Genomic DNA, 23,875 nt, shown 5'->3' with positions numbered 1-23,875 from the left:
CACGTCACGGAGCATATGTACACCGAACGAGCACCGAGAGGTCCAGTGTCGACGGTCACGGCGTCGAAGGCGACGGCCTCGACGGCCGCGACCGCGACGGCCACACCCCCAATCGCGACGGCCACACCCACAATCACGACGACCACACTCGCGACGACGACGGGCGCGGCCGGGGGTCCATGAGCCTGCTCGACGTCTCGGGGCTGGACGCCGGCTACGGCGAGCTACAGGTGCTGAGCGACGTCGACCTGACCGTCGCGGACGGCGAGTACGTCGCCATCGTCGGGCCGAACGGGGCCGGGAAGTCGACGGCGATGAAGTCCGTGTTCGGCATCGCGGACCGGCAGGGCGGCACGATAACGTTCGACGGCACCGACATCACGTCGTACCCTCCCGAGACGGTCATCCACGAGGGGCTGAGCTACGTCCCACAGACGGCGAACGTCTTCCCCTCACTGACCGTCGACGAGAACCTCCGGCTTGGTGGGTACATCCTCGACGAGATACCGACCGCGCGCCGCGAGGCGATATTCGAGCGGTTCCCCGTGCTGGCCAACCGCGGCAACCAGACCGCGGGGACGCTCTCCGGCGGGCAGCAGCAGATGCTCGCGATGGGCTGTGCGCTGATGCTCGACCCCGACCTCCTCCTGCTGGACGAGCCCTCCGCGGGTCTCGCCCCCGACCTCGTCGGGGAGATGTTCGACCGCATCGACGACGTCAACGACGCCGGTACGGCCGTCCTCGTCGTCGAGCAGAACGCGAAGGAGGCGCTCCGACGCTGTGACCGCGGCTACGTGCTCGCGAACGGCGAGAACCGGTACGAGGGGTCGGGCGACGACCTCCTGAACGACGAGGAGGTCAGACGGCAGTTCCTCGGGGGCTAGCGCGGCCGGCCTCGTCGGTCGGCTCGACTCCGGTCGCCCGTGTCGACGCGTTCAGTCGAACTCGGGTGGCCGCTTCTCTAAGAACGCCGCGACGCCCTCCTCGTGCTCGGGGGTGTCGTACGCTTGCGACTGGAGCATCGCCTCGTACTCCAGTCCCTCCTGCCAGCCCCGGCCGGCGTTCCCGTGGAGTCCGCGCTTGATGAGGCCGATGGTCCGCGTCGGGCGCTTCCGGAGCGTCGAGAGCAGGTCCGCGACCGCCGCGTCCAACTCGTCGCCCGCGACGGTCCGGTTGACCAGCCCCATCGCCGCCGCCTCGTCGGCGTCGACGAGCCGGCCCGTGATGGCGAGGTCCTTCGCCGTCCGCAGGCCGACGAGTTGCGGGAGGAGAAACGTGCCGCCCGTGTCGGGAACGAGCCCGACGCGGACGAACGCGGCGCCGAAGCGCGCCGAGTCGGCGGCGTAGGCGAAGTCCGAGACGGCGACGAGCGCGAGCCCGGCGCCGACGGCGTCGCCGTTCACCTTCGCGACTATCGGCACCGACGACTCGATTGCGGCTTCGGCGACGCGCCCGAACGTCTCGCGCATCACGTCACAGGACTCCGTCGCCGACCACTCGCGGTCGGCCATCGCTTGTACGTCGCCGCCGGCCGAGAAGGCGTCGCCGTCGCCGGTGAGCACGCAGGCGTCGAGGTCGTCGGGGTCGAGCGCCGCCAGTTCGTCGGCGAGCTCGCTCGCGACCCCGGGCGTCATCGCGTTCTTCGCCTCGGGTCGGTCGAAGGTGATGGTCCGGACGCCGTCGTCGTCGGTGACTCGCATGGCCCGAGCGACGGCGCCGGAGGTAATAAGCGCTGGAGCGCTCGGCGCTCGAACCGCCGTCCGGAGCGGCCGGCGTCCGGAACGGCTCGTCCCCGAACGGCCGGGAGCCCGCAGGCGGCCACGTCGTTGATGAGACGACCGGGACTACCGACCCACATGTCGTCGTCATCCGGCGTCGTCTCTACGGCGAAGGCCGTCAAGAACGAGTTCAGCGGGAAGAACGTCACGTTCATGGCGGGGAGCATCGCCTACAACGCGTTCGTCTCGCTCGTTCCTCTCCTGGTCCTCCTCCTGCTCGCGGCCACGGTCTTCGGCGGCGGAGAGCTCGACAGGCGCATCCTCGCGCTCATCGAGCAGAACGCGCCGGGGGCCGTCGCGAGTATCGTGAACACGATGCTGAAGAGCTCCGGCGGCGCGGCCGGCGCGGGCGCGGTCGGTCTCGTCACCCTCGTCTGGGGGACGCTGAAGATTTTCCGCGGACTCGACACGGCCTTCTCGGAGATTTACGAGACGGTCAACGAGAACACCTTCACCGAGCAGATAAAGGACGGGCTCGTCGTCCTCGTGGCGCTCGTAGTCGCCATCGTGGGCACCGCCGCCATCACCGCCGTCTTCGGGGTGTTCTCGGACACGGTTCCGTTCCTCGGGTTCGCGACGCCACTGGTGCTCGTCGTCGGTCTCGTCGTCGCATTCCTCCCGATGTACTACTTCTTCCCCGACGCCGACGTCGAGGTTCGGGAGGTTCTGCCCGGCACCGTCTTCGCCGCGGTCGGCTGGGCGGCGCTCCAGGCCGTCTTCCAGATTTACCTCTCGACGACGGGAAAGACCGACCCGAGCGACGTGCTCAGCGGTATCGTCATCCTCCTCACCTGGCTGTACTTCTCCGGCATCATCCTCCTGCTCGGTGCCGTCGTCAACGCGGTCATCGGGGACCACTCCTCCGGTGCGGCCGGCGGCGTCGGGGCCGACAGCGGCTTCGAGGAGTCCGTCGGACCGGACCGGCGCCGGGACGTCCGGTTCACGGCCGGCGAGGCGGCGCCGTACCTCGCACGGCTCCGAGAGGACCTCACCGGCCGGTACGAGGGGATGCGGCCGACGACGGACGGCGGGCAGGCGCGTCCCCGACCGGCCGGCGAGATAGCACTCGCGGAGGGCGCCGCAGAGAAAGCGGACGACGAGGACGAGGACGGCGCCGAGCGCCCTCACTGGGAGATTCGGATTCGGTACCCGTACACCCCCGACGAGGGCCTGCGAGACGGAGAGGACGAAGGTGACGGGGGCGCCCGACCGGATGGGGGCACCCGAGCGGACGGGCCCGGCCGGGAAGAGTGACGTTCGTCAGTCTCCGCCCTCGCCGTCGTCGAACTCGGTACCGAACAGGGCGTTGAACGCGAGGTAGGAGACGCCGATGACGGCGGCGATTCCGCCGACAGTTCCGAGCACGCCCACCGCGCTGGAGAGCGAGGTGGTCGCGGCGACGAGAACCACCAGAACCAGCGCGCCGACGAGGACGGCGAGGCCGACGTGTCGGACGGACCAGGAGCCGAACATGCTCCCCTCTCGGACCCCGGCGCCGAAGTCGGTTTCCCTTCCGCGCGGAGCCGCGCAGCCGGCTCCAGTGGTGGGTTGTGGCAGTTTGCGCGGCGGTTGGCGTCTCACCGAAGCGCTCCCCGGAGGAGCCCGTCCTGTCCCCGCCGGAGGCGCTCGAGAAACGCCGACTTGCTGATTCCCAGTTCGTCGGCCACGTCGCTCGCGGTCGCCCCGCGCGGGACCGTGAAGTAACCCATGTCGAGGGCCGCTCGCAGGGCCGCCTCCTGTGCCGGCGTCACGTCCCAGCGTCGGGTCGCGCCGCTCCCTCCCGACTCGGGGCCGAGCGGGTACACCCGCTCCAATCGCACGCCGACGGTCTCGCCGGCGGCTTCGAGCACGCCCCGGAGCACGTCGTGGCCGACGACGGCGCCGACGTGGCGCTCCTCGCCGTCGCGGTAGCTGAGCGACTCGGCCATGAAGCCGGCGTTCGTCAACTCGTGGACCGCACAGGGGTGTTTCGAGAGACAGCGGTACTCGTCGCGGTCGCCGTCGACCGCGCGGTGGAGGTAGCGGATGCGCTCGTCGGCGTCCAGCGTCTCGGCGAGCGCGTCGCTGTGGGGGGCGCCGAACCGGAGGAGTTCGTTCCCGTCGTCGCGATGCTGCGGGGGTTCACAGTCGACGGGGACGCCGGTCGCTCGCGTCGCGACCGCGAGCGGGCAGTCGTCGCCGGTGACCCGAAACTCGACGGCGAGGCACTCCTCGATCATCGATAGAACGGAGCCGCCGATAGTATATAAATGCAGTCTATAGCCGGGGCAACCGGTAAGCCTCACGGTCTATAACGAACGTCCATGGACCTCGACACCGTCATGGCGGAGGCCGCGCCCCGCCGGTTCTCCCCCAAGGACGACATGCCCGAGGAGTACCGGAAGGCGGCGACCCGGATGATTCAGTTCCACGCCAACAGCGAGGTGATGGGCGGCTACCTCGAGAAGCCGTTCATCCGGCAGGCGCCGAGTCTCGACCGCAAGTTGGCGTTCTCCGCGAAGGTGCAGGACGAAATCGGCCACGCGCAACTGCTGTACCGCGCCGCCGAGTCGCTCGGCGTGAAGAGCCGCGACCAGATGCTCGACGAACTCGCCGAGGGGGAGGGGAAGTTCCTGAACTGCTTCCACTACCCGATGGACTCCTGGTACGAGGTGCCGATGATCGCGTTCTTCGTCGACGGCGCCGCGATGCGACGGCAGGCGACGCTGAAGCGCGCATCGTGGGAGCCGTACGCGCACGCGATGGACAAGGTCTGTTTCGAGGAGGGGTTCCACGTCAAGCACGGCGAGGACATCCTTCGCGAACTGATGACCTCCTCGAAGGCGAACCAGGAACGAACGCAGGAGGCGTTCGACGAGTGGTGGCCGCGCATCCTCCAGTTCTTCGGGCCGACGAACGACAAGTCCACCCACCACGACTTCTCGGCAAAGGTGGGCCTGAAGACGATGACCAACGACGAACTCCGACAGGCGTTCCTCAACGCCTACATCCCGAAGGCCGAGAAGTACGGCCTCGAGATTCCGGACGACCCCGGCCTCATCTACCACGAGGACGAGGACCGCTACGAGGTCGTCGAGGAGGACCTCGACTGGGACCAGTTCTTCACCGTCACGAAGAACGCGAGCGAGGGGAGCGAGCGGCAGATTCTCTCGCGCGCCGACCGTCAGGAGGCGGTCGACTGGGTGCGCGAGGCGATGGACGGCTGGGAACGCATGGGAAGCACCACGACGCCGCAGGCGGCGGACTGAGGTCTCAAACATGATTTGGGAAGTATTCCGACAGGAGGAACCGGGCGACTACCACAAGCACTGCGGCAACGTCCACGCGCCGGACCGCGACATGGCGAAGATGTTCGCACAGATTCAGCACGGGCGGCGCATGAAGACCCACAGCCTGTGGGTCGTCCCGCAGGACGAGGTCGGCGAGGTGGACGACCAGGACACGGCCTTCGGCGGCACGACCGACAAGGCGTACCGCTGGGCGACGACGTACAACCGCGTCGACGCCAGCTTCGCGAAGGAGGTCGCCGACAGCGAGGCCGAACAGCGCGCGGCCGAGAAGAAGCGGGAGGCGAGCTCGCAATGACCGACGCGAAGACCGACTACGCCGCGGCCGACGACGTGGGCGAGGGAGAGCGACAGGCCCTCGAGGCGCTGCTGTTCAGGCTGGCTGACGACGAGTACGTCGTCGCCGAGCGGTACATCGAGTGGCAGATTTACGCGCCGTCGCTAGAGTCGGATCTCGCGCTCGCCAACATCGCCCAGGACGAGTTCGGTCACGCCCGCCTCTGGTACGACCTGCTCCAGGAGTTCGGCCGAAGCGAGGAGGAGGTTCTCTGGGAGCGCGACTCGGCGGACTTCCGGCACTCGACGCTCGTCGAACTCCCGTTCGAGGACGGCGACTGGGCCGACGTAGTCGTCCGGTCGTACCTCTACGACACCGCGGAACGTCTGCGACTGGAGGCGCTCGCGAACTCCTCGTACGCGCCTATCCGAGACCGCGTCGGGAAGGTCCTCTCCGAGGAGCGCTACCACCGCGAGCACGCGGGGAACTGGCTCGAGCGGCTCGCTCGCAAAGGTGAACACGGCGACGAGACCAGCCACCGTAAACTGGAGGCCGCCACCGAGCGCCTGCTCCCGCACGCGCTGTCGCTGTTCGAGGCCGGACCCCACGAGGCGGATATCGTCGAGTACGGCTTCCGCACGCGGACCTTAGAGGACCTGCGCGAGGAGTGGCTCGACATCGTCGTGTCGTTCATGGAGGGGCTGGACCTGGCGGTGCCGGACCCCGACGAGGTCGAGCGTCCCGAGGAAATCGGTCGCGACGGGAGCCACACCGACGACTGGTTCGACCTGTACGACGACTTCACGCACACCTATCGTGAGCTGGACTTCGAGGAGCCCATCAAACTCCGCGCGCAGGGGCCCAAGGAGAAGGGGGCCGCGAAATGAGCATGGGTTTCGAGGATTCGGGCGTCGGCACGGAGAGCGAGACGAAAGCGCCCGACGGCTCCGAGGCCTGTGCCTACACCAGCTACGAGGAAGGCGAGGTCGACGCCGAGTACCCGAAGACCGGCGAGGGCGCGGAGGGCGTCGCTCGCGAGGTGTGGGACGCCCTCTACGAGGTACAGGACCCCGAGATGCCCGTCAGCGTGGTCGACCTCGGGCTCATCTACGACGTGTTCGTCGACGAGGAGGCGCGGTCCGTCGTCGTGGAGATGACGCTCACGTACACCGGGTGTCCCGCGCGCGACATGATTATAAACGACGTGCGTTGTGCCGCCGAGACGGCATCGGGCGTCGATTCGGCCGAGGTGAAGCTTCGCTACTCGCCCGGCTGGAACGTGAACATGGTGACCGAACAGGGCCGCGCCGACCTGCGCGAGTTCGGGCTGAGTGTGTAACCATGCGAGGATTCAGAGGGAGGAACACGGGTTCGAGTCCGGACCCGAGCACCGACACGACCGGCGAGGCGGAGGGCGCGGAGTGTCCCTACTGCGGGTCGACCGAGACGGTTCGCGAGCATCCGAAGGGCCCGGGGCTGTGCCGGTCGATGCACTACTGCAACGGCTGTGAACAGCCGTTCGAGAAGTTCGGGTGAGGTTCGCGGGTTGGGTTCTCTTCGGCACGGCTTCTTTCAGGCTGTTTGTCGGTGACTCAACTCCCGGAGCCGTGCCGCGAGTCCGACACGGAGAGTCATTCCTCGGGGGACGAATGGAGAGACTTGAATAGGGGTAGAAAAGCGAACCACAGCAGCACTCCGGCTGTCGTGAGAAAGAGAAGAACGAATCCGGCACCAGTTAGTCCGAGAACGGAGTTGACGACGACTGTCGCAAGAATGGAGCTGAGGAAGAAGCCGACGGCGGCGAGGTACTTCGGAACGTGACCGCTGGTCTCTGCACCACCGTCCATCGGGTCCCACATACTCGACGTGTTCTCACAGCCGACGATAATCGTTCGGGGGATACGGAGGAACACACGCTCTGTCACCCCGACCAACGTTGGAAGAAACGTTCTTTGCTCCGACTGGGCTCGACGTAATTCGGCTCCTGGAGACGTACCGCGTATCCAGCGAGCGCTTCTGGCAGAAGCGCGACACACTTCTAGTGGCCGTGCTGCATACGATGTTCAATTCACCGTCAACGGTTGTCCATCGTACTGACCACAATAGTTATATCTCATATATAAAATAACCTTAATATGAGGAATAGAAGAGTCATTCAGATTTTAGGAGACCATGGTATCAGTCCGATACTCATTTCGATGGCTGGCTTCGTGGCGGTGGTCGTCGGGGTTCATCAAGGGGTTCTACACGTTGCACCGGGGTACCAAGGAACGATCGACGCTGGTGGAGAAGTACTCGGTCGGAGGGAGTGGTTGCTCGTAGGAGTGGGGACTGTTGGAGTCGTTGGGGCGGCTTCCTCCAAGCGAAGGAAGCGCCTCTCCGCTGTGCCAGTTGCGTCGGGAGGGGTTGTCCTATTCGAGGCGTTCCGGACGGTCATTCTCGCAGCGAATGGGCTCCCCTACCCGCTTTTCAGAGAGACGACTTACCGGTCGTCTGGCGGTCCCGTGATGTTCATTCTCGGCGCGGAGCCGTTCCTCCTCGTCGCCGGTGGCGTTCTCCTCGTCGCCGCCGGAGTCGGCGGGCGGCGTCTACATCGGCACCGAGAAGACGACGAGATGTCGTCAGCGCCGTCGACCTCAGCGTAGAGTCGGGTCCTGTTTTATCAACGAGGGTTTCACTCCGGGCGAGGGCAAGCAGTGGGAATACGTGCTCTGTATGCAGCACGACGGAAATGGCAGAGTTATAAGTAGTCGAACACTCCACTACTGGACTCACGCTTCGTCTCTATGAGCTGAGTCACCCCGAAACACGACGGGAGAAAACCACTCGGAAGCCCCCGGTGTCCCGGCTCGCTGTCGTTCGAGAGAGCTTCGCTCTCTCGTGATGTCGCCGGAGCCGTTGGCTCCGGCTGCTAACCGGAACGCTTCGCGTCCTTACCTCGTCGCGGAGCTTCGCTCCGAGGGATGCCACTGAGTGAAGCTCAGTGAGCAGCTTGCACGGACGAGTGCCGTCGGGAAGTTCGACCAATCAAGCACCGCAACCCGAGCGAAGCGACGGTGAGGCGCGCAACGAGTGGGACGAGTCGACGGCGCGAGGGCGTCGCTGGCTCACCAGCAGACCTCGTCCGGACGAATTCGACAGAAAAGAATCGGTACCTGCGATAGCGACTTATCGCGACGGCAGCTCCTCGTACAGCGGGTGGGCGTCACACAACTCGTCCACACGAGACGAGACCTCGGACTTCACGTCCCCGTCGTCGACGTTGTCGACGACCCGGTAAATCAGCTCACCGACCTCTCGACAGGCCTCCTCGTCGAACCCGCGGGTCGTGAGGCTGGGCGTCCCGGCACGAATCCCGCTCGGGTTGAACGCGGAACGGGTCTCGCCCGGCACGGTGTTCGCGTTGAGGACGATGCCGACCTCCTCGAGTGCCTCCTCGACGTCCTTGCCGGTCGTGTCGGGGTGGGACTCGCGCAGGTCGACCAGCACGAGGTGGTTGTCCGTCCCGCCGGAGATGAGCGAGAGGCCCTGCTCTTTCAGCGACTCGCCGAGCGCCTCCGCGTTGGCGACGGTCTGCTCGGCGTACGCCTCGAACTCGGGCTGGAGTGCCTCCTGGAACCCCACCGCTTTCCCGGCGACGTTGTGCAGGAGCGGCCCGCCCTGCATCCCCGGAATCACGGCCTTGTCGACCTCGTCTGCGTACTCCTCGCGACACATGATGATGCCGCCGCGACCGGCGCGGATGGTCTTGTGCGTCGACCCCGTTACGAAGTCGGCGTGCTCGACCGGCGAGGAGTGGACGCCGGCGGCGACGAGCCCGGTGATGTGGGCGATGTCGGCGAGGTGGTAGGCGTCCACGGCGTCCGAAATCTCGCCCATGCGCTCCCAGTCGACGTCCCGGGTGTACGCGGAGTAGCCGGAGACGATGAGGTCGGGGTCGTACGCCTCGGCCTGTTCGGCGACGGCGTCGTAGTCGAGGCGGCCGGTGTCGGGGTCGACCTCGTACTGCTCGACGTCGTACACCTGGCCGGCGAAGTTCGCCGGGTGGCCGTGGGAGAGATGCCCGCCGTGGGTCAGGTCGAGCGAGAGAATCTTGTCGCCGGGCTCCAGGACGGCGAGGTAGACGCCCATGTTCGCCTGCGAGCCGGAGTGGGGCTGGACGTTGACGTGTTCTGCACCCCACAGCTCCTTCGCGCGGTCGATGGCGAGCTGTTCGACGTCGTCGGCGAACTCACAGCCGCCGTAGTAGCGTTCGCCCGGGTACCCCTCGGCGTACTTGTTGGTGAGGACGCTGCTCTGGGCCTCGAGGACGGCCTCGCTGACGTGGTTCTCGGAGGCGATCATCGCCAGAGTGTCCTGCTGGCGCCCGACCTCGCCCTCGAGCGCGTCTGCGACTTCGGGGTCGACGTCGCGGACGTGACTGTAGTCCATACGTGAGGCCCGGACGTAGCGGGCAAAAGCCTATCCCTCCCGACGTGATTCGCGGGGACGTCGTCCACCGACGGGCCATCAGCCGGCGATATCGGTCGGTTCGACAGTGATTTACGTTCTCCGACGATGTATCGCACAACCGCGATGATCGAGGTAGTGTCGACGGAGAAGGGGCTCAGGGCGGTCGACGCCCGGAAGAACTCCATCGACGTCGTCACCGGAGACTGGGCCCCAACCACGGTCGAAGACGACGTGCCCAGCCCGACCGACGTCCGCGTCGCCGGGACGACGACGTCGCTCCGCCTGCCGCCCGCGTTCGTCTCCGTCACCCGTCTCGACGACAACGCCACCTTCGAACTGGGAAGCGAGACCGGCCCGCTCGAACTCGGCGACGCCGAGTTCCTCGTGCGTGTCAGCGGCAACGTCAACAGCTACCTCCGCTTCTCCGGTCCGGCGGAGGTCTCGAAACCGAACTACGAGGCGACGGTGCTCTCCTTTCTCCGCCCGACGGAGGTGACGCTGGGGTTCCGAAGCAGGGTCCAGTCCCCCTCGGGAACCCTCACGGTCCCGCGCACGCCGGCGGGCGTCGCCACCGCGCTCACTCACCTCTCAGCCAGCAACCGGACGGCGACCCCGGACCGGTCGTTCCCCACGATGCGGGGCCACCCGCCGCTGGTCGAGTTCGGCGAGGACACCACCGTACCGACGTTTCTGGAGGGTGGAACCGACGACACCGAGCTCGTGCTCCCGGCCGGCCTCGAGTACCTCTTCACGGCGGCCTCGCTCGCGCACTACCTCGGGGCGACCGTGACGGTCGAACGCGACGCCGACCCCCTGCTCAGGACCGCCGCCGCCGACCACCGGTTGGGGACGCTCCCCGAGTTCGAGCGCCGGGTCGCCGCCCTGCTCCGGCGGTGTTTCCTTCTCGACTGTCTCGTGCGAAACGCGGGTCCGTACGGGACGGACCTCGCCGAGTCGGCGCTCCTCGAGACGCTCTCGCTCGACGCGGACACCCTCTACGAGGCGAGCGTCGGGGAGCGCGTGGACGCCTACCTCGACGCGCCGTTCGAGCGCGTCGACGCCGACCTCCCGGAGTGGCACCTGTCGATGTACGTCGACCCCACCTACGACCATGTCGGCGTCCTCCCGTACCTGCTCGTGAGCCTCCCGAACGTCTTCCTCCCGCGGTCGGACCCGCTCCGCGAGGACGAACGGCTGTCGCGTTCGCTCGACGACTTCTACCGGAACGAAGTGGGAGACGCGGTCGCGGTCGACCTCGTCAAACCCCACCTCGGCCCGGGGCGAATCCACGGGTGGCTCGCCCCCGGGACGCCTATCGACGTGTTCAAATCGGTGCCGGCGGCGTACCGGAACGGCACCGGATACGAGTGGCGCGCCGACGAGTCCATCTCCATCGTCGCCGTGCTGAACGACAGCGAGATGTCGGGCGAACACGGCGAGGCGGCCCGAATCTACCGCGAACGGGCGCTCGACCTCGACCTCGACATCACCGTCCGCGAGCGGCTCTCCACCGAGGAGCTCGCCCGCACGTTCGAATCCTCACACGACCTCGTCCACTACATCGGTCACTGTGAGGAGACCGGCCTCCGCTGTCCCGACGGGACGCTCTCGATGTCGAGTCTGACCGAATCCAACGCTCAGACGTTCTTCCTCAACGCCTGCGGTTCGTTCTACGAGGGGCTGACTCTCGTCGAGAAGGGGAGCGTCGCGGGCGCGGTCACGTTCAACAAGGTGCTCGACGCCGACGCGGCCCGGGTCGGTACGAGTTTCGCCCGCATGCTGATGCACGGGTTCTGTCTCGAACGCGCACTCGACCTCGCACGCCGGCGCATCATGATGGGGAAAGACTACACCGTCGTCGGCGACGGGACGCACACACTCACGCAGTCCGAGAGCTTCATCCCGGTGACGATGACGCTCGACCCGCGAGCGGACGGACGGTTCGACGTCGAGTTCGACGCCTTCTCGGCGGAGAAGGTCGGCGGCCACTACCAGCCACACGTCCCGTCCTCCCGCCGGTCGTACCTGCACGGGAACCGTGCGGCGTTCACGCTCGACCACGAGGCGACGGAGGAGATTATCTCCCGAGCGGACGCGCCGGTCGTCTACGACGGCGACCTCCACTGGTCGAAGGACCTCGTCGACCTCCTGTGACGCCGACCGGGACCGTCACCATCGGCCGTCTACGGGCCGACGCCATCGCTCTCGCCCGTACACGCCGCGAAAAATCAGTCTATCGTCGACCGTTCGTGGCTCGCCCTTCCCGTTCAGGGACCGGTGTCCGAACTCGCGGCGCTGTTCGTTCCGGCCTCGAACAACTCGGCACCGACCGTTCCCTGCATCGCGATGAACAGCACGGTGAGTGCGGCCGTCAACACGAGTCGGGGGTGCGCCGCTGCGAACCCGGATACATCGTACGCCACCGCTCCCGTAGTACGTCCCTCTCGTGGCATGGACGTCCACAGAGATGGCACCTATCTGTAAATACCTTTGCCTGACTCTCACACGGGCACGTCCGGTCGCGCAGTCACCGTTGCTCGACTTCCGCACAATCGCGGTCGTTCTCGCTGTCGATTCGCCGAGCTACACGCCCACCGTCACGACGAGATTGTCTCCGACTGCCACGACTGCGATAAGATTAAGTACCGGAGCGTCTATTAACACCGTGTAGCAATGACTTCGAATTTACTCGAAGAGGGGGTCGAGGATATCCTGGAGACGCTTCTGGCCGACGCCGACGACGAGCTGCTCGTCGTCGACCCGTCCGCGAGCACCGTCGAGGAGCTCGTCACCGTCGCCACGGAAGCCGAGGACGAACTGCCGACCATCAAGCTCGTCGCCGCCGACGGCGTCCTCAAGGACGTGATGGGCGACTTCATCGTCGCGAGCAACGCCGCGGACCTCGTCGAGGCCGGGGCGCTCTCGCTTCGCACCAGCGCGGACGCCGGCGGCAACTCGCTGTTCGTCACGCGCGAGGCCGTGATGGCGCTCGTCACCGCCGGCGAGCACGTCGCCGCGCTGACGACCGAGGACGAGGAGTTCGTCGCCGACGCCTTCGACACCTACGAGGCCGAGTGGGAGTCCGCACCGGAGTTCAAGCTCCGCACGCCCGCCATCTCGCGCGTCCGCGAGACGCTCGGCACCGACATCGGCGACGCCACCGAGAGCGACTTCGACACCGTGCTCGCCTCGCTCGAGACCGCCCGCGGCGACGGCGACGGCCTCGACGAGGTCACCATCAGCCTGCTCGTCGCGGCCAAGAACGACGTCCTGCTGTACGACATCAGCAAGTGGGGCGAGGACGTGGGTATCGCCTCCAAGGCGACGTTCTCCCGCACCAAGACCAAGCTCGAGGACATGGGGCTCATCGACACGGAGAAGGTACCCATCGACGTCGGCCGGCCGCGTCTGCGCCTCAAGCTCGGCGACGACCGCCTGAAGAACGCCGACGCCCGCGAGCTCGCCGGCGTCGCCCAGAGCCTGCTCGCGTCGTAGTCGCCACGACGACGACCGACGAGCCGGCCCGACACACGAGCGTATCGCGACCCCCCGCGACGCTTTCAGTCTTCCACTTCGCTTCTACGCCCCGTAGCGGCGGTGCCGTCCGCCCCGCTTCTCGGTCTGGCCTCTCGTTCCCGTCCGGACCCACCCGACGCCGCTACCCGACCTTTTTCTTCCCCGTCGCCCGTCGCCCCGGTATGGACGTCAACGTAGGTGTCGTCGGTGAGGGGCCGGCCGTCGAGGCGTTCCGTGCCGCCCTCGCGGACGTCGACGCCTCGGTCCGGTCGGTCGAGGCGACGAATCTCGGGTCGGTCGACTTCGGCGCCGTCGTCGGAACCGTCGGCGACGACGCCTTCTCGCGCGCGAACGAGGCCGCCGTCGTCGCCGACGACGAAGGTGGGGACGAAGACGGAGACGGCGCCCCCTCCGAGGGATGGGTCGCCGTCGAACTCGGCGGCGTCGGTGGCCACCCGATTGCGGGTGTCGACGCCGCCGTCGCCGTCTTCGCCGGCGACGCGGGCTGTCACGACTGCCTCCGACGACGGGTCGCCTCGAACCTCGACGAGGGGGCGTCGGCCGGGAGCGGGGAGGGAACCGTCGGGAGCGAGGCGACGGCCGACGGCGACGGGCCCGCGGGGGTCGACTCCAGCGCGGCTCGGTTCGCCGGGGCCGTGGCCGGCCGCCGGGCCGTGCGGCTCCTCTCCGGGGAGGCCCTCGGCGGGACGGTCGTGGAGGTGCCGGGTCCCGAGCGCGAGTTCCTCCCGGCGCCGAACTGTACCTGTGGCGAGCCGGTCGACCGAACCCTGCGCGTCGACCACCGCGACGTGTCGCTCGACGACGCCCTCTCGCGGGCGGAGCGCGCCCTCGACGACCGGGTCGGTGCGGTGTCGGAGGTCGGCGAGCGGGAGTCGTTCCCGGTCCCGTACTATCTCGCGCGCGTGGCCGACACCCGGGCGTTCGGCGACGCGCGGGCGGCTCAGTTCGCCGCCGGCGCCGACCCCGACTGGGACCGGGCGTTCGTGAAGGCGCTCGGCGAGGCGCTCGAACGCTACGCGGCCGGCGTCTACCGAACCGGCGAGTTCACCCGGGCCGCCGAGTCGGACCTGCTCAACGCCGTCTCCCCCTCGCGATTCGTCCGGCCCGCCGGGGCCGCGAAGCCGGACCCGTCGCGGGAGATGCCGTGGGTCGAGGGGCGGGACCTGGCGTCCGGCGCGAACAGGATGCTCCCGGCGGAGTTCGTCCAGTTCCCGCCGCCCGAGGAGCGCCACAAGCCCGCCATCACGACGGGGCTCGGCCTCGGCAACTCGACGGTCGAGGCGCTGCTCTCGGGGTTGTACGAGGTCGTCGAGCGCGACGCGACGATGCTCGCGTGGTACTCGACGTTCGAGCCGCTCGGACTCACCGTCGCCGGCGAGAGGTTCCGGTCGCTGGTCGGCCGCGCCCGCGCGGAGGAACTGACGGTCACGCCCCTGCTCGTCACGCAGGACGTGGACGTGCCGGTCGTCGCCGTCGCCGTCCACCGCGAGGGCGAGTGGCCGAACTTCGCGATGGGCTCCGCGGCCGACCTCGACGCGGTCGCCGCCGCGCGCTCGGCGCTCGCGGAGGCGCTCCAGAACTGGACGGAGCTCCGTGCGATGGGCCCCGAACAGGCGTCGACCGAGGAAGCCGCTATCGGGGAGTACGCCGACTTCCCCGAGGCCGCTCGCGAGTTCGTCGCCACCGACGGCGAGGTTCGAGCGGCCGACCTCGGCGGCGACCCGGTGTCGGGTACGGCCGAACTCCGCGCGGTCGTCGACCGCGTCGCCGACGCGGACCTGGACGCCTACGCCGCTCGGCTGACGACGCGCGACCTGGACCGACTCGGGTTCGAGGCGGTACGCGTGCTCTCGCCCGCGGCCCAACCGCTGTTCACCGGTGAGCCCTTCTTCGGCGACCGCGCCCGCGAGGTGCCGGCGTCGATGGGGTTCGAGGCGCGACTCGACCGGGCGTACCACCCCTTCCCCTGACCCACGCCGGAGTCCGCGAGCGGTGTGACCCGGGTGGCTACCGTCTCCGACGCGTGTCACCGCAACCCACGGGTTTTTGCTCTCTCACGGACGTGTGGGGCGTATGCAGAAGCCAGACGTGGGCGAGCTGACGCCGCCGAACCGAACGCTGATGGGACCGGGTCCGAGTGACGTGCATCCGCGGGTACTTCGGGCGATGAGCACGCCGCTCGTGGGGCACCTCGACCCCTCGTTCGTCGAGATGATGGACGAGGTGCAGGACCTCCTCAGATACGCCTTCCGGACCGAGAACAAGTGGACCATCCCGGTGTCGGGCACCGGGTCGGCGTCGATGGAGGCTGCGGTCGGTAACCTCGTCCGACCAGGGGACACGATGCTCGTCCCGACGAACGGCTACTTCGGCGGCCGGATGGAGTCGATGGCCGAGCGCGCCGGCGGCGAGGTCGTCCACGTCGACGCGCCGTGGGGTGAACCGCTCGACCCCGCGGACGTGGCCGACGCCTTCGACGAGCACCAACCGGACGTGTTCGGCTTCGTTCACGCCGAGACGAGCACGGGCGTCCTCCAGCCGGACGTGCCCGAACTGACGAGCATCGCCCACGAGCACGACGCCCTCGTCGTCGCCGACACCGTCACCTCCCTCGGCGGAGTGGAGTTCCGCGCCGACGAGTGGGACGTCGACGTGGCCTACTCCGGTCCGCAGAAGTGCCTCTCCTGTCCGCCGGGCGCCTCGCCGCTCACCCTGAACGACGAGGCGATGAGTCGGGTATTGGACCGGGAGGAGCCCGCCCGGTCGTGGTATCTCGACCTCTCCCTGCTCGAGGGGTACTGGGGGAGCGACCGCTCGTACCACCACACGGCGCCGATTACCAACGTGTACGCGCTGCGCGAGGCGCTCCGACTCGTCGCGGAGGAGGGAATCGAGGAGCGCTGGGCGCGCCACCGTCACGTGGCGGGCGCGCTGAAGGCGGGCGTCGAGGCGATGGGACTCGAGATGAACGCCGCCGACGAGTTCTGGCTGCCGAGTCTGAACGCCGTCCGCGTCCCCGACGGCATCGACGACGGCGCCGTCATCGACTACTTGCTCGACCGCTACGACCTCGAAATCGCCGGCGGGCTCGGCGACCTCTCCGGTGCGGTCTGGCGCATCGGCTGTATGGGTCACTCCGCACGCCCGAAGAACGTCTCCTACCTCCTCTCGTCGCTCGCCGACGCGATCGACGCACAGGACGCGTCGGTGTCAGTCGACGCGGACGCTGGGATGGAGGCGATGCAGACGGCGCTCGGCGAGTGAGGCCGGGCGCTGCGCTCTCTGTTGGATAGCGTGTACGCGAATCGGCGTCGAGCCGGCCCGTCGAGACCAGGCCGTGGTGGATGGGTCGGAAACGGACGTCCGACTCCGGCCTCAGACCACTTGCTTCCGCTTCTCTTCCCTCTCAGAGGCGGCGCCGGCGTCGGGACACTGTGGACAGCTGAACACCCGGCCCTCGTTGTCGCCGAAGACGCGTGCAAACTGGGCGGTGACTGGCTCCTGGCAGTTTTGACAAGTGTGCATGTGAATGCCTCGCACTCGAATTGACGCGAGGGGATATGAGTGTTCGGTACCTTCTCACCGGGCAACGCGAGGAGACCGTAAGAAACGGGCCGTTGGTGGTCGGGAGTCCCGAGTTACGCACTGTCGCCGTCGGCGGCACCGAACCGGTCGACGGCGAGGACGGCCGCCAGCGCGACGAGGAGGACGACCGTCGCGAGGGGGTCCGACGGGACCGCGTCGAGGCCCGGGACGCCGAGCGTCTTCGCCCCGAACAGCGCGACGCCGAGCGCGCAGACGGCGGCCGGGACGTCGGTTCGGCGGGTCGACTCCGTCGTCGGCTCGTCGTCTTCGACGTACGACCGCAGTTCCGAGAGCGCGGGGCCGGCCGTCACCGACCGGCCGTCTTCGTCGTAGTCGAGGATGCCCGCGTTCTCGAGCTTCGGCAGGTGGGTCTGCTGGAGCGACACGTAGACGCTCTTGTATCGTCCGTCTGCGTCCTCTTGACTGTCGGTCTCGGCCGCGGCGAGCCGCTCGGCGACCGTCGAGAGCGCGACCTCACCGTCCGCTTCGCAGAGGAGTTCGACGACCCGGCGCCGTCGCCCGTTGGCGAGGAGGTCGAAGGCTTCGTCCCGCGTGATGGGGTCCGGGGGGTCCGTGTTCGCTCGGGGCTCGTCGGGGGGTGCGTCACCGTCCCCCCTCGAAGCCGAGGGCTGTCCGACCGCACTGACGAGTAAGGCATTCCGGCACATGACGTGCGTACGATTAGTCGAATCACGGACGGATAAATGTGTCTTCGGCGCCCCGACAGAGAACGCAACGGCTCGTTGAGGTGTCGGACACGACTCGGATGCGGCGGTAGGCAGCGGTTACATGCCGCTGTCCGTCCCTGGAACGACGGCTGAATCGCTCCGCTCGCCGCCGTACTGCCTCGGAGAAGCGGGCCAAGGGGGAATTGAACCCCAGTCGAACCTCGCTTCGCTCGGTTCTCCCTGGTTCGATTCCCCCCTTCGTAGACCTCACCGCCTCGCTGTCGCTCGGCGGTTCGAGAACGGGCCGGGAGGGAATTGAACCCCCGACCGACGGATTAAGAGTCCGTCGCTCTGCCTGACTGAGCTACCGGCCCTCACGAGTTCGTTGCCCAGGTATCCTAAAAGGCGTTTCCCTTCGCCCGTGACATCACACTCGTTGACACGGGCGCCGTCAGCGCGTCCTCGGCGGAAGTTCTCGTCCTCCGGGACACGTACACGCCCTGCCGACCGCCATCCCCGTCGCGCCCGTCCGCCGAGCGAACGGTAGCTCTGCGGGCGGACGACGGGAACGTCGGCAGGCGATGGAGAGGGGAGTACCACGACCGGCGGTCGGTGGGTCCGCAGGGGCCACACACCCTGCCAGCGAGTGGGGGGAGTGGATGCCGGCGGCCGGTGTGAGCCGTCGCGGACGACCGCTCTACGACGGGTGGGAGCGTCAGTATTGACACCCTGCCTCGGAGGAAACACCCATTACCCACCCGAACGGGAGACGTTCGGCGCTGTACACGCCCACTCGGTCCGGGCGGCGGAACCGATGGACCTTAAGTGACGGCACTCGGTATTCTCGTCCACGATGAGTGCTGGGGTCACCATATCTTCGATGTCTACCTACGCGATTCTCGGGTGTGGGAGCGTAGGCCACATCGTTGCCGAGGAGCTCGCAGAGGAGGGCAAGGACGTGCTCATCCTCGACAAGGACGAGAGCCGGGTGGAGACGCTTCGGGACCAGGACCTGAACGCCCGACAGCAGGACATCAGCGACCCCGAGGTCGCCGGCGTCGTCGCCGGTCGCGACGTGCTCCTCATCCTCGCCTCCGACGTGGCGGCCAATCGCGAGGCCGTCGAGACCATCCGCGAGAGCGGCGGCGACCAGTTCATCGTCGCCCGCGCCTCCGACCCCGTCTCCGCCGACGAACTGCGCGAGTCCGGCGCCGACGTGGTCGTCAACCCCTCGGAGGTCATCGCCGACTCCGCCATCCGGTCGCTCGAATCCGGCGAGATGGAGTACAAGGCTCGCCAACTCGCGGACCTGCTCGAACGCGTCGACGGCGAACTCGCCATCCTCACCCACGACAACCCGGACCCGGACTCCATCGCCTCCGCCGTCGCCCTCCAGATGATCGCCCGCGAGTACGACCTCGACGCAGACATCCTCTACCGCGGCGACATCGGTCACCAGGAGAACCGCGCGTTCGTCAACCTGCTCGGCATCGAACTCACCCCGCGCGAGGAATCCCGGCCCCTCGGCGAGTACGGCGCCGTCGGACTCGTCGACCACATGAAATCCGGCGACCCCGAACTCGACGTGGACGTCGACATCTTCATCGACCACTTCGAGCCCGGCGAGTCCATCGAAGCCGAGTTCACCGACGTGCGCCCGAACGCCTCCTCTACCTCCACGATTCTCACGAAGTACATCCAGGAGTTCGACCTCAGCCCCACCGAGACGGTCGCCACCGCCCTGCTGTACGGCATCCGCTCGGAGACGCTCGACTTCAAGCGCGACACGACCCCCGCCGACCTCACCGCCGCCGCCTACCTCTACCCCTTCGCAAACCACGACACGCTCGAACAGGTCGAGTCGCCGTCGATGTCGCCCGAGACCCTCGACGTACTCGCAGAAGCCATCCAGAACCGCGAGGTACAGGGGTCGCACCTCGTCTCGAACGCCGGCTTCATCCGTGACCGCGACGCGCTGGCGCAGGCGGCGAACCACCTGCTCAACCTGGAAGGAATCACCACCACGGCCGTCTTCGGCATCGCCGACGACAACATCTACCTCGCGGCCCGCTCGAAGGACATCCGACTCAACATCGGGAAGGTGCTCCAGGACGCGTTCTCCGGCATCGGCGAGGCCGGCGGCCACTCGACGCAGGGCTCCGTCGAGATTCCGCTCGGCATCTTCACCGGCATCGAGGCCAGCGACGGCAACCGCGACACGCTCCTGTCGCTCACCGAGGAGGCGGTCCGCAAGAAGCTGTTCCGCGCGATGGGTGTCGACGGGAGCGAGAGCGGAAACGGAAACTGAATCTGACCGGACTCGACCTCGACCCGCCTCAGGCGACGACTTCGCCCTCCTCCTCCTCTTCGCCCTCCTTGACGCGTTCGATGGTGTCGTTGACGAGAATCACGTCGCCGACCGCACGGACCCAACGGTAGGGAATCATCACGCCCTTGCCGCGGGCGATGCGGCCGCGGAACAGTTCGTCGTTGAGTCGGCCGAGCGCGAGACCGGTGACGACCTCCTGGTCGAGGTCGAGTCGCACGTCCTCGACCTCGCCGACGAAGACGCCGTTGTTCGAGTAGACCTCCCGACCGACGAGAGTCGTGATCTCCTGGGGGCTGGCGCTGTCGTTCATGTCCCCTCTGTTGAAGTCGCGGGCCTTAATTGTTCCTTGCGACGGACGCCCGGCTGACGGCGTGGCGTGGCCCGTCAGCGGGGTTCGGACGCTGGATGGGGGACCGTACCTGTGAGAGCAGGGACGACCCTCGATGGGGGGCTCCGGCACACGAACGCCCGCAGCGTTCGCCAGACCGCCGATGCCTCACAGCGGCTCCAGCCTGCTCACTCCCGGCGCCGATGCCTCGACCCGACCCCAAGGGGATATGTATCTCGCCTCCGGTGTGTGACGTGAGAACATCCGCGGTGCGGCGAGGCATACGCGACTTAAATCACCACGATACACATGAGCAAGGGTACGCACGAGCCGACGGCCGACCCGGCGAGCGACGACCGAGCAGACTACGACTACGCGAGCGACGACGTCGAGCGCCCCGACCTCGTCGCCGACCTCCGAGAGCGCGTCGACGGCGACGTCCGATTCGACAGCTACTCGCGACAGCTGTACGCGACGGACGCCTCCATCTACGAACGGACGCCGGTCGGCGTCGTCTTCCCCACCTCGACGGCCGACGTCGCCGCGGTGATGGAGTACTGCGCCGGCCGCGCGATTCCCGTCCTCCCGCGGGGCGGCGGGACGAGCCTCGCCGGCCAGACCGTGAACGAGGCGGTCGTGCTCGACTTCACGCGGCACATGAACGGACTCCTCGACCTCGACCCCGACGGTCGGAGCGCGACCGCCGAGGCTGGCATCTACCTCGGCGACCTCAACGCCGAACTCGCCGTCCACGACCTGAAGTTCGCCCCCGACCCGGCCTGGGGAGACAAGTCCGCACTCGGCGGGGCGGTCGGCAACAACTCCACCGGCTCGCACTCGTTGGTGTACGGCAAGACGGACTACTACATAGAGGCGGTGGAAGCCGTGCTCGCCGACGGCACCGTGACTCGTTTCGGCGAGGTCCCGGTCGACGAACTCCGGGAGAAGGCCGACCCGGACGCCGACGCGTGGGGACCGGACGGTCCCGAGAGCGACCTGCTCCCCCGAATCTACGCCGAAGTCGTTCGAGTCCTCGACGAGGAAGCCGAGGAGGTCGACGCCCGCTACCCGGACCTCAAGCGCAACGTCTCGGGGTACAACCTCGACAACCTCGTCGACGAGGCCCGCGGCGAGCGCCGTACCGCCGACGACTCCGGGCTGGACCCCGACAGCGAGGCTGGCACGGTGAACCTCGCGCGTCTGCTGGCGGGGAGCGAGGGGACCCTCGCCATCGTCACCGAGGCGACCGTCTCGCTGGTCCCGGTCCCCGAGACGAAGGCGGTCGCGCTCCTGACGTACGACGACCTGCTCGACGCGATGGAGGACGTCGAGCCCATCCTCGAACACGGCCCCTGTGCCGTCGAGGTGATGGACGACGTGCTGCTCGACTTGGCCCGCGAGACCGCCGAGTTCCGCGAAGTCGTCGGTCTCCTCCCGGACGATACCGACTCGGTGCTGCTCGTGGAGTTCTACGCCGACTCCGTCGAGGCGGGAAAGCGGAAGGTCGCGGACCTGCTCGCCGACCGCGTGCCCGACGCCGACTCCTCCGCGGAGCCGAGCGAGGGCGCCGCCGACACCACCGACGAGCCCCACCGAGCCGTCCACGCGATGGAGGCTCACGACGCCGAGACGCGCGGGAAGTTCTGGAAGATGCGCAAGTCCGGGCTCCCCATCCTCCTCTCGCGCACCTCCGACCGCAAACACGTCGCCTACATCGAGGACACCGCCATTCCGGCGCGGAACCTCCCCGAGTACGTCGCCGACTTCCAGGACGTGCTCGACGAGTACGACACGACGACCTCCTACTACGCCCACGCCGGACCCGGCGTGCTCCACATCCGCCCGCTGGTGAACACGAAGACGGTCGAGGGGGTCGAACAACTGGAGGGCATCGCCGACGCCGTCACCGACCTCGTCGTCGAGTACGGCGGTTCGGTCTCGGGCGAACACGGGGACGGCCGCGCCCGGACCCAGTGGAACCGGAAGCTGTACGGCGACCGTCTCTGGGACGCGTTCCGCGACCTCAAGAGCGCCTACGACCCCGACTGGCTGCTCAACCCGGGGAACGTCTGCGGCGTCGACGAGGCCGAGGCGACCACGCCCGGGTCGGGTCCCACCGAAGCCCACGACATGACCGAGTATCTCCGGTTCGACCCGGACTACGAGTTCGACGCCGGGTTCGACCCCGAGTTGAACTGGGACAACGAGAACGGGTTCCAGGGGATGGCCGAGCTGTGTCACGGCTGTGGCGGCTGTCGGGGGAAACAGGAGACCACCGGCGGCGTGATGTGTCCCACCTTCCGCGCCGAGAACGAGGAGGTGCTCGCCACCCGCGGCCGGGCGAACATGCTCCGACAGGCGATGAGCGGCGACTTAGAGGAGGGCGAGCAGTTCGAAGACGAGTTCGTCGAGGAGGTGCTCGACCTCTGTATCGGCTGTAAGGGGTGTGCGAAGGACTGCCCCAGCGAGGTCGACATGGCGAAGATGAAAGCAGAGGTCGAACACGCGTATCACCAGCGCAACGGCGCGAGCCTGCGGGACCGCGCCTTCGCGAACGTCGGACTGCTCTCCCGACTCGGGTCGACGTTCGCCCCGCTGTCGAACGCCGCGACGGCCGTCCCCGGCGCCCGGACGCTCATGGAGGAGACGGTCGGCATCGCGAAGGAGCGTTCGCTACCGACGTTCCATCGTCGGAGTTTCGTCGACTGGTTCGAGGAGCGGGGCGGGGCCCGGATTCCGGAGTCCCGGGCCGACCGGAAGGTCCTGCTCTTCCCCGACACCTACACGAACTACAACCACCCGAAGGCGGGTCGCGCGGCCGTCTACGTGCTCGAGGCCGCAGATATCCACGTCGAGGTCCCCGAGGGTGTGACCGACAGCGGTCGACCGGCCCACTCGAAGGGGTTCCTCGACCGCTCCCGCGCGGCGGCCCGGCAGAACGTCGAGGCGCTGGCACCGCGCGTCGAGGAGGGGTGGGACGTGGTCGTCGTCGAGCCCTCCGACGCGGTGATGTTCCAGTCGGACTACCTCGACCTGCTCTCCGGCTCCGACGCCGAGACCGTCGCCGACGCGACCTACGGCATCTTGGAGTACCTCGACGTCCACCGGCTCGACGAACGACTCCCGGCCGCCGTCTCCGACGACCGTGGCTCGCTGACCTACCACGGCCACTGCCACCAGAAGGCGACCGCGAAGGACCACCACGCGGTGGGCGTCCTCCGTCGCGTCGGCTACGAGGTCGACCCGCTCGACTCGACGTGCTGTGGGATGGCCGGCTCCTTCGGCTACGAGGCCGAGCATCACTCGATGAGCACGGCCATCGGCTCGATACTCTTCGACCAGGTCGACGAGAGCGACGGCGAGGAGACCGTCGCTCCCGGCGCCTCCTGCCGGACCCAGCTCGGCGACCGCGACGCCGAGAGCGACCAGCCGCCGCATCCGGTCGAGAAGGTCGCGGCGACGCTCGTCGACTGAACGGCGTCGTCGACCTCGGGTTCAAATAGCAGGACGCGGCCACGCCCGCCGTGACCTGACCCTCCGCCGCGCGGCGGTCCGCGGGAGCCCGACGACCCGCCGTGCGTCCGACGACCCGACCGTCGGCTGTTCGCCACCGAGCCCCGGGAAGTCCCGTCCC

Annotated in this window: 23 protein-coding genes and 1 tRNA gene; 14 read left to right on the top strand and 10 right to left on the bottom strand. The window is 68.0% G+C overall.

The window, feature by feature from the left end; all coding sequences use genetic code 11:
- The first annotated feature begins 179 nt into the window (after positions 1–179).
- Positions 180–884: an ABC transporter ATP-binding protein gene (locus N5095_RS00900; RefSeq protein WP_267620035.1), complete on the top strand. Its 705-nt coding sequence runs from the start codon at positions 180–182 to the stop codon at positions 882–884.
- 51 nt (positions 885–935) lie between these two features.
- Here the strand turns inward: N5095_RS00900 and N5095_RS00895 are convergent, their stop codons facing one another.
- The gene (locus tag N5095_RS00895) at positions 936–1,700 is read right to left on the bottom strand and encodes an enoyl-CoA hydratase/isomerase family protein (protein WP_267620033.1); all 765 of its coding nucleotides are present in this window, start codon (positions 1,698–1,700) and stop codon (positions 936–938) included.
- A 156-nt stretch (positions 1,701–1,856) separates the two neighbouring features.
- Here N5095_RS00895 and N5095_RS00890 point away from each other — a divergent pair, with 156 nt between their 5' ends.
- A complete protein-coding gene (locus N5095_RS00890) occupies positions 1,857–3,032 on the top strand; it encodes a YihY/virulence factor BrkB family protein (protein WP_267620031.1) in 1,176 nt (391 codons plus the stop codon).
- Positions 3,033–3,038: 6 nt separating this feature from the next.
- Here N5095_RS00890 and N5095_RS00885 read toward each other — a convergent pair whose 3' ends face one another.
- Positions 3,039–3,251: a hypothetical protein gene (locus N5095_RS00885; RefSeq protein WP_267620029.1), complete on the bottom strand. Its 213-nt coding sequence runs from the start codon at positions 3,249–3,251 to the stop codon at positions 3,039–3,041.
- 104 nt (positions 3,252–3,355) lie between these two features.
- Positions 3,356–3,997, bottom strand: coding sequence for a helix-turn-helix domain-containing protein (locus N5095_RS00880; RefSeq protein ID WP_267620027.1), 642 nt, complete (start codon positions 3,995–3,997; stop codon positions 3,356–3,358).
- 84 nt (positions 3,998–4,081) lie between these two features.
- On the opposite strand from N5095_RS00880, the gene paaA reads away from it, so the two are divergent.
- Genes paaA through paaE form a run of 5 tightly spaced genes read left to right on the top strand, consistent with a single transcriptional unit; the run spans position 4,082 to position 6,878 of the window.
- Entirely contained in the window at positions 4,082–5,026 is a 945-nt protein-coding gene (gene paaA, locus N5095_RS00875) for a 1,2-phenylacetyl-CoA epoxidase subunit PaaA (protein ID WP_267620025.1), read from the top strand.
- A gap of 10 nt (positions 5,027–5,036) precedes the next feature.
- Positions 5,037–5,363 (top strand): 1,2-phenylacetyl-CoA epoxidase subunit PaaB, encoded by a 327-nt coding sequence (gene paaB / locus N5095_RS00870; RefSeq protein ID WP_267620023.1) that lies wholly within the window; start codon positions 5,037–5,039, stop codon positions 5,361–5,363.
- On the top strand, positions 5,360–6,229 hold the full coding sequence (gene paaC / locus N5095_RS00865; protein ID WP_267620021.1) for a 1,2-phenylacetyl-CoA epoxidase subunit PaaC: 870 nt from the start codon (positions 5,360–5,362) through the stop codon (positions 6,227–6,229). Before paaB ends, paaC begins: the two co-directional genes overlap by 4 nt.
- A gap of 2 nt (positions 6,230–6,231) precedes the next feature.
- Positions 6,232–6,681: a 1,2-phenylacetyl-CoA epoxidase subunit PaaD gene (gene paaD, locus N5095_RS00860; RefSeq protein ID WP_390202422.1), complete on the top strand. Its 450-nt coding sequence runs from the start codon at positions 6,232–6,234 to the stop codon at positions 6,679–6,681.
- A gap of 2 nt (positions 6,682–6,683) precedes the next feature.
- On the top strand, positions 6,684–6,878 hold the full coding sequence (paaE, locus tag N5095_RS00855) for a 1,2-phenylacetyl-CoA epoxidase subunit PaaE (protein ID WP_267620016.1): 195 nt from the start codon (positions 6,684–6,686) through the stop codon (positions 6,876–6,878).
- 95 nt (positions 6,879–6,973) lie between these two features.
- On the opposite strand, the gene N5095_RS00850 is transcribed toward paaE, so the two are convergent.
- Positions 6,974–7,255, bottom strand: a complete 282-nt coding sequence (locus N5095_RS00850) for a hypothetical protein (protein WP_267620014.1) — start codon at positions 7,253–7,255, stop codon at positions 6,974–6,976.
- A gap of 222 nt (positions 7,256–7,477) precedes the next feature.
- Here N5095_RS00850 and N5095_RS00845 point away from each other — a divergent pair, with 222 nt between their 5' ends.
- A complete protein-coding gene (locus N5095_RS00845) occupies positions 7,478–7,987 on the top strand; it encodes a hypothetical protein (RefSeq protein WP_267620012.1) in 510 nt (169 codons plus the stop codon).
- A gap of 523 nt (positions 7,988–8,510) precedes the next feature.
- Here the strand turns inward: N5095_RS00845 and glyA are convergent.
- Positions 8,511–9,773, bottom strand: a complete 1,263-nt coding sequence (glyA, locus tag N5095_RS00840; RefSeq protein ID WP_267620009.1) for a serine hydroxymethyltransferase — start codon at positions 9,771–9,773, stop codon at positions 8,511–8,513.
- Between the two features lie 144 nt (positions 9,774–9,917).
- On the opposite strand from glyA, the gene N5095_RS00835 reads away from it, so the two are divergent.
- Positions 9,918–11,948: a hypothetical protein gene (locus N5095_RS00835; protein WP_267620007.1), complete on the top strand. Its 2,031-nt coding sequence runs from the start codon at positions 9,918–9,920 to the stop codon at positions 11,946–11,948.
- Between the two features lie 113 nt (positions 11,949–12,061).
- On the opposite strand, the gene N5095_RS00830 is transcribed toward N5095_RS00835, so the two are convergent.
- Positions 12,062–12,247: a hypothetical protein gene (locus N5095_RS00830; RefSeq protein ID WP_267620005.1), complete on the bottom strand. Its 186-nt coding sequence runs from the start codon at positions 12,245–12,247 to the stop codon at positions 12,062–12,064.
- 220 nt (positions 12,248–12,467) lie between these two features.
- On the opposite strand from N5095_RS00830, the gene tbsP reads away from it, so the two are divergent.
- From tbsP to N5095_RS00815, 3 genes are all read left to right on the top strand, one after another.
- Positions 12,468–13,289 carry a transcriptional regulator TbsP gene (gene tbsP / locus N5095_RS00825; RefSeq protein ID WP_267620003.1) on the top strand — a complete coding sequence of 274 codons (822 nt, stop codon included), beginning with the start codon at positions 12,468–12,470 and terminating at the stop codon, positions 13,287–13,289.
- A gap of 203 nt (positions 13,290–13,492) precedes the next feature.
- The gene (locus tag N5095_RS00820) at positions 13,493–15,301 is read left to right on the top strand and encodes a YcaO-like family protein (RefSeq protein ID WP_267620001.1); all 1,809 of its coding nucleotides are present in this window, start codon (positions 13,493–13,495) and stop codon (positions 15,299–15,301) included.
- 151 nt (positions 15,302–15,452) lie between these two features.
- A complete protein-coding gene (locus N5095_RS00815) occupies positions 15,453–16,595 on the top strand; it encodes a pyridoxal-phosphate-dependent aminotransferase family protein (RefSeq protein WP_267620274.1) in 1,143 nt (380 codons plus the stop codon).
- A 111-nt stretch (positions 16,596–16,706) separates the two neighbouring features.
- Here N5095_RS00815 and N5095_RS00810 read toward each other — a convergent pair whose 3' ends face one another.
- From N5095_RS00810 to N5095_RS00800, 3 genes are all read right to left on the bottom strand, one after another.
- The gene (locus N5095_RS00810; protein WP_267619999.1) at positions 16,707–16,856 is read right to left on the bottom strand and encodes a DUF7563 family protein; all 150 of its coding nucleotides are present in this window, start codon (positions 16,854–16,856) and stop codon (positions 16,707–16,709) included.
- A gap of 113 nt (positions 16,857–16,969) precedes the next feature.
- The gene (locus N5095_RS00805) at positions 16,970–17,584 is read right to left on the bottom strand and encodes a DUF7344 domain-containing protein (protein ID WP_267619997.1); all 615 of its coding nucleotides are present in this window, start codon (positions 17,582–17,584) and stop codon (positions 16,970–16,972) included.
- A 300-nt stretch (positions 17,585–17,884) separates the two neighbouring features.
- Positions 17,885–17,958: transfer RNA gene (locus tag N5095_RS00800), tRNA-Lys, on the bottom strand.
- A 479-nt stretch (positions 17,959–18,437) separates the two neighbouring features.
- Here N5095_RS00800 and N5095_RS00795 point away from each other — a divergent pair.
- A complete protein-coding gene (locus N5095_RS00795; RefSeq protein WP_267619995.1) occupies positions 18,438–19,892 on the top strand; it encodes a DHH family phosphoesterase in 1,455 nt (484 codons plus the stop codon).
- Between the two features lie 28 nt (positions 19,893–19,920).
- On the opposite strand, the gene N5095_RS00790 is transcribed toward N5095_RS00795, so the two are convergent.
- Entirely contained in the window at positions 19,921–20,223 is a 303-nt protein-coding gene (locus tag N5095_RS00790) for a PRC-barrel domain-containing protein (RefSeq protein WP_267619993.1), read from the bottom strand.
- Between the two features lie 327 nt (positions 20,224–20,550).
- Between N5095_RS00790 and N5095_RS00785 the strand changes: the two genes are divergently transcribed.
- Positions 20,551–23,715 (top strand): FAD-binding and (Fe-S)-binding domain-containing protein, encoded by a 3,165-nt coding sequence (locus N5095_RS00785; RefSeq protein ID WP_267619991.1) that lies wholly within the window; start codon positions 20,551–20,553, stop codon positions 23,713–23,715.
- The last annotated feature ends 160 nt before the right edge of the window (positions 23,716–23,875 follow it).

The sequence above is a fragment of the Halobium salinum genome (assembly GCF_026586625.1).
GTDB lineage: Archaea > Halobacteriota > Halobacteria > Halobacteriales > Haloferacaceae > Halobium > Halobium salinum.
This window is presented reverse-complemented; position numbering and strand designations above follow the sequence as displayed.